Source organism: Vallitalea maricola, from assembly GCF_036985595.1.
Lineage (GTDB): Bacteria > Bacillota > Clostridia > Lachnospirales > Vallitaleaceae > Vallitalea > Vallitalea maricola.
The window spans coordinates 22286-34329 of the sequence record NZ_BTPU01000004.1 but is presented as its reverse complement, the minus strand read 5'-3'; the positions used below and the strand labels follow the sequence as shown (position 1 = coordinate 34329).

At 31.1% G+C, this 12044-nt stretch carries 9 protein-coding genes; all 9 read right to left on the bottom strand.

Going from position 1 to position 12044, the window contains the following annotated elements; translation table 11 throughout:
• Nucleotides 1-174 precede the first annotated feature (174 nt).
• Nucleotides 175-1185: a LacI family DNA-binding transcriptional regulator gene (locus AACQ14_RS01295; RefSeq protein ID WP_339361758.1), complete on the bottom strand. Its 1011-nt coding sequence runs from the start codon at nt 1183-1185 to the stop codon at nt 175-177.
• A gap of 169 nt (nt 1186-1354) precedes the next feature.
• Nucleotides 1355-1774 carry a PPC domain-containing DNA-binding protein gene (locus AACQ14_RS01290; protein WP_339361757.1) on the bottom strand — a complete coding sequence of 140 codons (420 nt, stop codon included), beginning with the start codon at nt 1772-1774 and terminating at the stop codon, nt 1355-1357.
• A 74-nt stretch (nt 1775-1848) separates the two neighbouring features.
• Nucleotides 1849-3771 (bottom strand): cache domain-containing protein, encoded by a 1923-nt coding sequence (locus AACQ14_RS01285; protein WP_339361756.1) that lies wholly within the window; start codon nt 3769-3771, stop codon nt 1849-1851.
• Between the two features lie 387 nt (nt 3772-4158).
• Nucleotides 4159-4776, bottom strand: coding sequence for a cyclodeaminase/cyclohydrolase family protein (locus AACQ14_RS01280; protein WP_339361755.1), 618 nt, complete (start codon nt 4774-4776; stop codon nt 4159-4161).
• A gap of 44 nt (nt 4777-4820) precedes the next feature.
• A complete protein-coding gene (gene hutI / locus AACQ14_RS01275; RefSeq protein ID WP_113671464.1) occupies nt 4821-6074 on the bottom strand; it encodes an imidazolonepropionase in 1254 nt (417 codons plus the stop codon).
• 60 nt (nt 6075-6134) lie between these two features.
• Nucleotides 6135-7034 carry a glutamate formimidoyltransferase gene (ftcD, locus tag AACQ14_RS01270; protein WP_339361754.1) on the bottom strand — a complete coding sequence of 300 codons (900 nt, stop codon included), beginning with the start codon at nt 7032-7034 and terminating at the stop codon, nt 6135-6137.
• Between the two features lie 13 nt (nt 7035-7047).
• Complete coding sequence (locus AACQ14_RS01265; RefSeq protein ID WP_339361753.1) at nt 7048-9081, bottom strand: urocanate hydratase; 2034 nt, start codon at nt 9079-9081, stop codon at nt 7048-7050.
• A gap of 33 nt (nt 9082-9114) precedes the next feature.
• Entirely contained in the window at nt 9115-10641 is a 1527-nt protein-coding gene (gene hutH, locus AACQ14_RS01260) for a histidine ammonia-lyase (protein ID WP_339361752.1), read from the bottom strand.
• A gap of 480 nt (nt 10642-11121) precedes the next feature.
• On the bottom strand, nt 11122-11853 hold the full coding sequence (locus tag AACQ14_RS01255) for a glycerophosphodiester phosphodiesterase family protein (protein ID WP_339361751.1): 732 nt from the start codon (nt 11851-11853) through the stop codon (nt 11122-11124).
• Nucleotides 11854-12044 lie beyond the last annotated feature (191 nt).

Below are 12044 nucleotides of genomic sequence, written 5' to 3'. Positions count from 1 at the left end.
ATACTATTTGTTTATTCTTTTTTCATTTTTGGTTTGGTTATATATACAAAATAATACCACGAGAACAAAGATTTTTCAAATGGGTTATTTAGGTTACTCAAAATAAAAAATGCCCCTTAAAAAATTAATTTTAAGAAACATATTTACTAATACTCAACCTACTATACTATTTACTTAAGCATTTATTTTTTTGACAGAATCTCTTATGATAAGATTTGTTGGAATTTTAATATTTGGCTTTTCTTTATTATTTTTTTCTATCATATTAATCAAGTTCTCAGCAGCTATTTTCCCTTTTGCAATGATATCCTGATTGATAGTTGTAAGTTTGGGATTGACAAGTCTAGATAAATACACATTATCAAATCCAATTATTGAAATATCTTCTGGTATGCTGTAGCCTTTACTTCTTAGTAATTCCATAATTTCAATGGCTAATATATCGGCGCTAATACAGATACCAGTTTTATTCTTAACAAAATCAAGTATCTTATTTTCACATTCTTTACCAATAGGATCAAATCCTACTATTTCTAATACATTCTCAGAATAATCAAATGGTAATCCTTTACTTTCAACAGCATCCTTGAATCCATTAAGTCTCATACTAATAACACTTGGATAATCTATATGATAGGATATAAACCCTATTGATTCATGTCCCATTTCTAATAGATAGTTAGCAGCTTTAAACTCACCTTGATAATCTTCAGAACCAATATTTATGTATTTAAGTTCTTCATAATAGGTATCAATAAAAACTGCGGGAACATTTTTGAACTTTTCCAGCTGGGGAAGTTGATACCCTATAAGACTAAGTATTATAAAACCATCAACACTCCAATTTCTCATCAATTCATAGATTTCTTCGTAATTATCTATTGATTTTATCATGAGATCATATTTCTTAGCACCAACAATCTTCTCAATACCTGTTAATATTTGAGAGTGAAAAGGGTCTTGCATAAATCCTTCTGTTGTTTTTGGAAATATGACTCCAATTATTTTTGATGAATTATTTGCAAGGGCTCTAGCATTTTTATTAGGAACATAACCTGATTCTTGTATTACTTTTTGAACTTTATCTATAGTTTTCTGGGAAACTTTATGATAATTCCCATTTATAACATTGGAAACTGTAGTAGGAGTAACTCCTACGGCATTAGCAATATCTTTTATAGTCATATATTTTACCCCTTCATTCATTTATATATATGATAGTAATAGTACAGCTAAACGTTACATATGTCAAGCGATTTGTTTACCGTTAAACCAAGAGTACTTAAAAAATTTGGACGTTTATTACTGAATAAGTTGAATATAGCAGGACTGTCATATCACAGCCCTGATTATACTAGAATTTGAATAAATTCAGTCCTATCTCTTCACTGAATTCTCTATCTATCTCTCCATTAACAACATCAATAATCATCTCACATGTTGCTGATACGATTGCTGAATTAAGATGTCCACCGAATATCTGTTTATTATGATTAGCTACGCTAATATGTAGATGTAGATAAACTTCACCATCCATAGTAGATATATTACCTATAAGATTTGCTATTTCATGATCTCCCTTTAGGATATAGGAATTGTATGATTTATCTGTAGTATTTAATACACCTAATTCTACTTCACTAGTTGCTCCTATAGCACTTACTGAACCCAACTTGATATTTTCTTTTTTACACAAATCAGTTAGTGTAGCTATGATTTCTTCACCTTTATCAAATCTTACCACATACTTGCTTCCAAATTTTTTAAACTCCATTGAACCTCTCCTTTCGTTTAATTCTTGACATACTTCAAATTACTGTATTATTTAAAGGTTTGAAATATGTATATCTATATTTCTATTCTATCTCTACCATTTCCCTTTGCTTTATACAATAAACGGTCAACCTTTTTAATATATTCAGATATATTTAGTTGACTGCTATTTGTATCAATTTCTACTATACCAGCACTAAAAGTTAATTTCAACTCTTTTTCTTTAAAAGAGTGATTTTTTATAATATTTTTTATTCTATTTAAACTTGAATAAGCTGAATCTATATCCGTTTCTGGAAATATAATAATGAATTCTTCTCCCCCATATCTTCCAATATAATCCATATCCCTGATATTCTGTTTGAAGGTGTCTGCAAAATATTTTAATATTTCATCTCCATATGTATGACCATATGTATCATTGATTGATTTGAATAAATCAATATCAATCATTGCCAGTGAAATCGGTTTATCTTTTTTGGTGTGATTGTTTATATCTGATTTAATCTGACTAATCAAAAATCTTCTATTATAAACTCCTGTTAGTTCATCTACAAGAGCTAACTTTTCAAGTTTCTTTTCGTAGTTTATTCTTTTAGTCAAATCTCTTAGATAGGCAATGTAATACTCTTTTCTCCTTATTTTAGTTAACTTTATATGTATTTCAACAGGAATCTTTTTACCTTTTTTATTTTCTAATATACTATCGATATAGACATGTTTCCTATTAACTAGTTTTGATATTATGTTATCTCTGAACATTTGAAAAATATTAGTACCATTCACTTCTCTACGAGTAATACCAATTAATTCAAGACCTTTTTTATTAATATCCAGTACCTGCCCACTTGAATTAATTATTAGTATTCCATCAACTGATAATTCTGTTATAGTAGAGTAAAATTGAAACAATAGTAACATAAATACCAACAAACCAATAACTAAAAGTACTCTTAAAAAATTACCTCTCATTTCTTTTTTAAGATCACCTTCAATAGCTATCACATTGGCTTCAATATTATCTTTATAGACACCTGTTCCAATAATCCATTCCCACTTGTTATATAATTTAAAATATGAAAGCTTAGAAAATACACCTTCAGAGAAAGGCTTAGTCCAAAAATATTCAAAATAACCTTCCCCTTTTTCGTTTACCCTATCAATTATTTCTTGATAGATATTTGCACCTTTGATATCTTTTATTAGGGTAATATCTTTTCCAATATAACTCTTATCAGAAAAAGCTAGAGCAGTTCCATCGCAATCTGTTACATAAAAGTATCCGTCAGTATCATATTTGATATCTTCAATTGTGTCTAGCAATTCTTCTTTTACTTCACTCTCCAAATCATTTGCATTAATACCTGAACCTATTAGTATGTTCAAAGGTTCAAAATATTTGATGAAAGATAGCTCGCTTTGATTTTCATCACCTGTTTGTTCTAGGATAGAACCATTGAAACTAGTGTATGATTCTCCCTCTTTTTTTACTAGGTCAACAATCTCATCAATCTCTTTATATTCTATTAATTCTAATGTACTAAATGTATTTTTATCAAGTTCTTTTTTTGGTATTATTATTTTCTCTTCATCCAATTCTATTGCAAAATAATTGGTTAATGGTCTTGGAGTTACTCCAGTCAGAATATCTAAAAGTTCTTTTTTTATCTCCTGTTTTGATTTGGAATCATTAGTTCTGTAATGATGATCCATAATATCATATATTGTATATACCTGCTGTTTGATATCACTTTTGTAAACCTCTTCTGATTTATCTATGTAATAATCCATATACTTACATATATTATCAACTTCACTCTTTATAATCTTTTTATGATAGGAATAATATTGTTCTCTTATTTTTTTACTATCAGATTCAAATTTATTATATGACATGGTAATAATAAAAAGGGTTATAGATAACGATATAATTATCATAAATAAAAATATAATTTCTCTTATATAGGATAGCGGTTTTACTCTTAGAAATGTTCGCATTCTTATACCCCCAGCAGAATCAACAGTCAAGATTAAGTCATTTTATTTATTTATTACTACAATGTTATGTCTTTAGCCAAAATATGTAAATCAATACTTATCATTATATAATTATTACATATTTTATGCAAATGTAATTTTGTACATGATTTATATATACCCCGAAGTATTTCTTCAAAAAACACGAAAAAAAAATAAAATTAAACATATAATTTTATTAACTATTACCACAAAGCATATTAAAACAAAAATAATAGGAGAATATATATACAAAATAGCTAAATGAACTCTGAAATAAAATAATATGTTGTCAAAAATATTCCAACAAAAAGCTAATTTATACTTCTATTCTCCTAATAGACTCTGAAACTATATATTATGTTAATGCTACAATTCTATTTTACCTAATATTTCTTTCTCTTTATTGGTTGCATTCATTTCCAGCCAGCTTACTTCACTATCAACTTTTTCTACATAGATATTATCTTTTATGGATGAAAGATTTATCTTTACATTGTATATAGCTGATAATACAGCTGTCCTAGCCATCATTGCAGACACAGCACCATCAGTGACGGCGTTTCTATTACCACTTTCTACAACTCTCATGGATAGTTCCATAATATCATAAGATTTTTTTGCAACTTCCAGCGGCACAGATGCAGCATATTTCATGGCATTTTGTATAGTCATTTTCCTTACAATCTTTTGTTCCTCTGTATCTTTTGGCAGCTTATAAGCATTCATAACTCTATTAAATGCCTCTGAATCGATATCTATATATTTTAATAATTGCTGTCTTAGATCATTAGCTTTTTTAGATATTTCTTTCATCTCATCATTAACGTCTTCATATTTTTTCTTACCAATAGTTAAATTGGCTACCATTTCTACCAAAGCTGCAGCTGTTGCACCACTACTGGCAGCTATTGACCCTCCCCCTGGAACTGGATCATTAGACGCTGTTGCATCCAAGAACTGAGAGACACTTTTATCTATCAACATTTTATTAACCTCCATTTACATATATATATGACTTCTTAGAATATCTATTGTTCGTATTTATAATAGACCATCTGTCCATCTTTAATAACTTTTTCTGCTGTACTGACCCCTATATGGTATGGAATAAACTTATAAGAAGGATATTCATGTATTACAACATCACCTTTTTTACCCACATCAATACTTCCTATATTATCTGCTTTATCAAGAGCTGCGGCACCATTGATTGTAAGAGCAGTTATAGTCTCTTCTATGGACATTTTCATATATAGAGTTGCTAGAGCAATTATTAATGGAATAGATTCTGTAAAACAGCTGCCTGGGTTAAAATCAGTAGCCAAGGCTACAGCCAAGTCATTATCAATCATGTATCTTGCTCTTGCAAAATCTTCTCTTAAACTAAATGCAGTACCAGGAAGAAGGGTGGCTACTACGTCGTTCTTAGCCATTTCTCTTATTCCTTCATCAGATGCCATCAGTAAATGGTCTGCTGAAACAGCACCTAACTTGGCAGCAAGATCTGCTCCGCCTAACTGAACTATCTCATCAGCATGGATTTTCAATTTCAATCCTTTTTCCTTAGCCGCTGACAGCATTCTCTCTGATTGTTCTAATGAAAAAACTCCTTTTTCACAAAAAACATCACAGAATTCTGCTAAGTCTTTATCCACTACATGAGGTAATACTTCGTTAATCATAAGATCTATAAATTTATCTTCTCTGCCTTTGTAATCCTGTGGTACAGCATGAGCTCCTAAAAATGTAGGAACTACATCAATTTTATGTCTGATATCAAGTTTTTTCATTACTTCCAACTGTTTAATCTCTGTATCATAATCCAAACCATAACCACTTTTACCTTCAACAGTGGTTACACCAAACGAAAGCATGGAATCTAATCTTTTCATACCTATCCTTATCAGATAATCTTTTGAAGCCTCTTTCGTCTGTCTTACACTATTTACTATCCCGCCACCCTTTTGCATTATTTCCATGTAGTCGTCGCCTTTTAATCTCCAAGAATATTCTTCTTCTCGATAGCCTCCAAATACAAAATGAGTGTGTGAATCAATAAATCCAGGAAGAACAGTTTTATTAGTTGCATCAATGACTTCAGCAACTTTTTCGAATTGTCTAGGAATATCTGGTGTCTTACCAACCCATTTTATGATACCTTCCTCAATAACAACAGCACCGTTTTCTATTATACCTAGATCATTCATTTCTTTACCTTTTTTAGCCTTGAATCCACTGCATGTTACTAGTTGGCTGGCATTTTTAATAATCGTTCTTTTCATACTTTTTTCACCCTTTACTAATTATTAATTAAGGTTACTAGGAACATGTTATAAAATTGATTACTCCATCAGATTTGTTTCTATGACTTTATCCATTGAAAATCCATACAGACCTAGATAATATGCCGTCACATCAACTAAAGCTTCCATAGGAACCAACCCAACTATTTCACTACCTAAAACATTCACACCATATCTTTTTGCTTCCATCTTAACTGTTTCAAACACACGATAGATGGATGTCTTAGTATAATTAGTGATATTCATTGTTACTTGAGTTATACCTCTTTCTTCGACTTTGACACCACCTGCTTTAATATATCTGAATCCTCCGCTAGAATGTCTAATGCATCTTGATATCTTATTGGCTATTTCTACGTCCTGAGTGTCTAAATCAATGTTATAAGCTACTAAAGGCATTCTGGCACCTACTGCAGTCGCTCCAGCAGTTTCATGGATTTTTGCTTCACCAAAATCGGGTTTCCATTCTTCCTGCTTAATCTTGTCTTTCATTCCTTCAAACTGTCCCTTTCTGATTTTCGCCAGATTGGTTCTGCTTGGAGAATTAGCAGCATCTTCATATAAAAACACAGGTATACCATATTTATCAGCTATTTCTTTTCCTGTTTCATTAGCAAGTTTTACACATTCTTCTGTTGTCATATTTTTTATTGGTATGAATGGAACTACATCCGTAGCACCCATTCTTGAATGCTGTCCTTCATGCTTATTGAGGTCAATAAGCTTTGTAGCTACTCCAATAGCTTCAAGTACTGCATTCTTAACAGCTTCAGGTTCTCCCATTACTGTAACTACAACTCTGTTATAATCTTTATCGGCTTCATAGTTCAACAATTTCACATCTTTTTTACCGCGCAATGGTTCAACTATTTTTTCAATCTTATCAAGGTCTCTTCCTTCACTAAAATTAGGTACACATTCTACAATTTTGTTTTGCATGATTTTCTCCTCCTTATTTACCGTAAACTTTTTTGACTTCCTTGGAAATCATTTCATCATCAGCTATAAAAGGTAGTGTAATATGGTCAAGTCCGTTCATCATATCGTTGTATCCTGCAGAAGTCTCAATTGCATTTTCACATCTTGCCCAAGCTCTTCTTGCTACACCTCCCATAACATCCCATAGGATAGCGTTCTTAAGGATTTCATCCACTCTTCTGCTGCCATCAAGAACCATTCCGAATCCACCATTAATTGATTTACTGATTCCTACTCCACCGCCATTATGTAGAGTAACCAAGCTCATGCCTCTAGCACTGTTTCCAGCGAATATATGAGTAGACAAGTCAGCCATTATATTACTACCATCCTTAATATTGGAAGTTTCTCTAAATGGAGAATCGGTTCCTCCTGTATCATGATGGTCACGACCTAGCATAATAGGACCTACTTCCCCTTTTCTAACCATTTCATTGAATCTTAGAGCTATCTTCAATCTTCCAAAAGCGTCTTGATATAATATTCTTGCCTGAGTACCAACCACTAATTTATTCTTCTGTGCATCCTTTATCCAAACATAATTATCCTTGTCTTGATATCTCCTTGAAGGATCAATACAATCCATGGCAGCTTTATCAGTCTTGATTAAATCTTCTTCTTTACCACTTAAGCAAACCCATCTAAAAGGTCCATATCCATAATCGAAAAGCCCAGGTCCTAAGATATCTTCTACATATGAAGGCCATATAAATCCATCTTTATCATTTCTACCATTTTTAGAAATTTCATTGATACCTGAATCATAAATAGCTTTCATAAAAGAATTACCGTAATCAAAGAAATAAGTTCCTTTTGATACAAGTTTTTTAATTACTTCATAATGATTCTTAAGAGTTTTATCAACCAAGATTTTAAAATTGTTTTTATTCGTTGCTAACATCTTAGTTCTTTCTTCAAAAGTAATTCCCTGTGGGCAATATCCACCGTTATATGCTTCGTGGCAAGATGTTTGATCTGATAACAAATCTATATGTATATCTTCATCTACTGCATATTGTAGTAAGTCAACGATATTACCGTGGTATGCTATGGCATATGACTTGTTATTTTCTATGCATTCTTTTGCTAGAGAAAAAGCCTCTTTTGGAGTATTGGTAATCTCACTTATCCAACCTTGTTCATATCTAGTCTTTATTCTTGAATAATCCACTTCAGCAATGATACCAACACCGCCTGAGATTTTAATTGCTTTTCCTTGTGCTCCACTCATCCCCCCAAGTCCGGAAGAAACGAATAATTTGCCTGATAGATCATCATCTTCTCCAATATTAAGTTTTAATCTTCCTGCATTAAGCAATGTACTATATGTTCCATGAACTATTCCTTGAGGTCCAATATACATCCAACCACCAGCGGTCATCTGTCCATAATTAGCAACTCCTAGTGCAGCTGCTCGATTGAAGTTATCATAATCATCAAAAGCTCCCACCATGAGACCATTTGTTATCATAACTCTTGGTGCATCTTCTCTTGAATGGAATAATCCTAGAGGATGACCTGATACTATTACCAATGTTTGGTCTTTAGATAACTCTTTTAGATATTTCTTTATCAGCCTATATTGCATCCAATTCTGAAATACACTGCCTGATTCCCCGTAAGTAACTAATTCATATGGATATAGAGCTATATCAAAATCCAGATTGTTATCTATCATAACTTGGAAAGCTTTACCTTCTATACATTTCCCTTCGTATTCATCAATAGGTTTTCCCACTATTTTACCTTCTGGTCGAAATCTATAACCATATATACGTCCTTTGGTCAATAACTCTTCTAACAACTCTGGTACAAGCTCTTCATGATATTCTTCTGGAATATATCTTAGCGCATTTTTAAGTGCTAATTCTGTTTCTTCTTGTGTCAATGTAAACTCTCTCTTAGGTGCTCTTCTTATTCCATCTTGGAACTTTGGATATTCTGGTAAACCCTCTCTAAAATCCAATTTGATATCCATCATATTGTATACTTCTGAATTACTTAACATTAAACCATCCCCTTAATATAATATTAAATATGTCTACAGCAATTCTCCTATACTAACTTCTACTTCATCAATCATTTTATTGCTTGTAACTAAAGTAATAATTTTTTCAATGTCCACATACATGATTCTATCTTCCATCAATTTATCTACTTCTGTTCTAACTAATTCATATGCTACTTTTGTACCTTTTCCTAATGTTTTACCTTCCCTAAATTCTAATGCTTGTGAAGCCGCTAATAGCTCAATAGCAATAACTCTTGTAGTGTTATAGAGTATATCTCTTGCCTTTCTAGCAGCTATAGATCCCATACTTACATGATCTTCTTGATTAGCTGAGGATGGTATAGAATCAACACTTGCAGGATGAGCTAACACTTTATTTTCAGAAACCAGTGAAGCCGCTGTATATTGAGCTATCATAAAACCTGAATTAAGTCCGCCATGCTCTGTTAAAAATCCTGGCAAGCCGCTTAGATTAGGATTAACTAATCTTTCTATTCTTCTTTCAGCTGAATTAGCTAGTTCAGCAAGTGCAATACCAAGAAAATCAAAGGCTAATGCCATAGGCTGACCATGAAAATTACCGCATGATATGACTTCATCTTCATCTGGGAATATTAATGGATTGTCAGTTGCTGCATTTATTTCTTTATTAACCTTATCAAGTACATAATTTATTGCATCCTTACTTGCTCCATGTATCTGAGGAACACATCGTAAAGAGTAAGGGTCCTGTACTTTTATTTCCCCTTGTCTTGTTGTAAGATTACTGCCTTCCAATATTTTCAACATGTTTTTGGAACATTTCATTTGACCTATATGATTTCTTAATAGATGTACTTTTTCATCAAAAACATCTGTAATACCTCTTAAGGCTTCAAAAGTAAGAGAAGCTGATACATCTGACAGTTTTGCAAGTTTTATTGCATCATATGTAGCTAGTGCACCTACTGCCGTAAGTACTTGAGTTCCATTAATTAATGCTAGACCTTCTTTTGCACTTAGACTAATTGGCTCGATACCAGCTTGATTCATAGCCTCTTTACCACTTAGCAACTCGCCTTTATAGTACGCTTCGCCTTCTCCTAACATAACTAATACCATATGGGCTAAAGGTGCCAAATCGCCACTTGAACCAAGAGAACCTTTTTCTGGAATAGCTGGATGAACTCCCTTATTAATCATTTCTACTAATGTATTAAGTGTTGTAAGCTTTATACCTGAATAACCTTTTGTAAGTGCATTAACTCTAAGGAGCATAATTGCTCTGACAGTTTCAATAGGAAAATGATTCCCAACACCACAAGCATGACTTTTGATTAAACTTGATTGGAGATTTTCCACTTGATCTTTTGAGATAACTACATTACTAAATTTACCAAATCCAGTTGTGATTCCATATACAATCTTTTCTTTGTCAACTATTTCATCAACATACTTCCTTGATTTACTCACCTTTTCTATTGCTTCTTTTGAAATCTCAACCTTTTTGTTGTGCCTAGCAACATTTATTACTTCTTCTAATGTTAAATTATTTCCGTCAACATAAACAGTATCCAATAAAAACACCCCACTTATTTTTTAGTATATTCTTTAGAAATATTTTGCCGTTATATTTACAAAATGGTATTTTCCTCTTTGTAAATAATCTTTTTAAAGTGTCTAATTAAATTGTAAACCATCCCAAGAATATAATCAATATTTTTTGAAATTTCTATTATAAGTTAGAGTTTTACCATGATAAAGAGGTGATAGGGTAATATTTTCAAGAATATTTTAAATATAACAATATCTTATTTAGATTAAATTACTTTATAAATTAATAACTATTATTAACTTGATAGCTTAACATATTTTGAAAAATTAACCATATCTAGATTTTTACAATTCTTTGTTAATTTAGCACTCTATCGCTTTATTAAAGCAGAACATAAGAAGCATACCTCGTTACATTTTTATAAGATAAAAAAAGAGCTAGATAATTCTAGCTTGGATTGGTTATTCAATGTTAATCTAGTGAACAAAAAAAATTCTAACAGTTTACTCACAAGGATTAAAATCTTCAAATACAGCATTTTTACATTTATTTAAAGCATTATCATATTCAGTCTTATTTCTAGCTGTCCAGCCAAAAATAAATTTGCCTCTACGTTTTAAAATTTTAATTGGTAATTTATGCAAATAATTTATATCGTAATTAACAAAATCAGGTTTACTTAAGAAGTTTAACAAACAATTTCTGAGTATTATTTTAGCTAATAATGATAAATTATCATCTTTAAAATTACCAGAAAGCTGTCCTCTTATAATTTCTGGTGCATTTTTATGAAACCACGCTACTGAAAAAGGGTTAAAAGATTGTATTATAAATCTTCCTTTATAATTCTTAAGCATTTTATAAGTTTTTTCTTCTAGACAACCAGCCTTACCCCCATTTTTGAATTCTATCATAATGCCTACTTTTCCATTTACTTCATCTAATACATCTTTAAATAAAGGAATAGTTTCATTTGAATCTAACAACTTAAGATTTTTTATCTCTTCATATGTACATTTTTCTATATCCTTATCTACACCTGTCACTCTCTTTAAATTATCATCATGATAAACAACTATCTCTCCATCTAATAATATATGTATATCTAACTCAATTGAAAATCCATGATCTATGGCTCTCTTGAAAGCTCCCATAGAATTCTCTGGGTATCTGCTATTATGATAGCCCCTATGAGCTATTTTATCCTCAGCTAACCATTTCATTCTCGAATCCATATTAAATCCTTCTTCCTAAAATTTATTGATAATCTATAAATAATATGATAATAAAATTATCTTAGTTTTTCAATAGAATACAATAACTTTAACATAATAATTAAATATATTTAACAAAAAGCTAAGATTTATTATTAAATTATACATGCAAAATAGAGCTTTCTATTAACGTACTCTGGTTAATAAAAAGC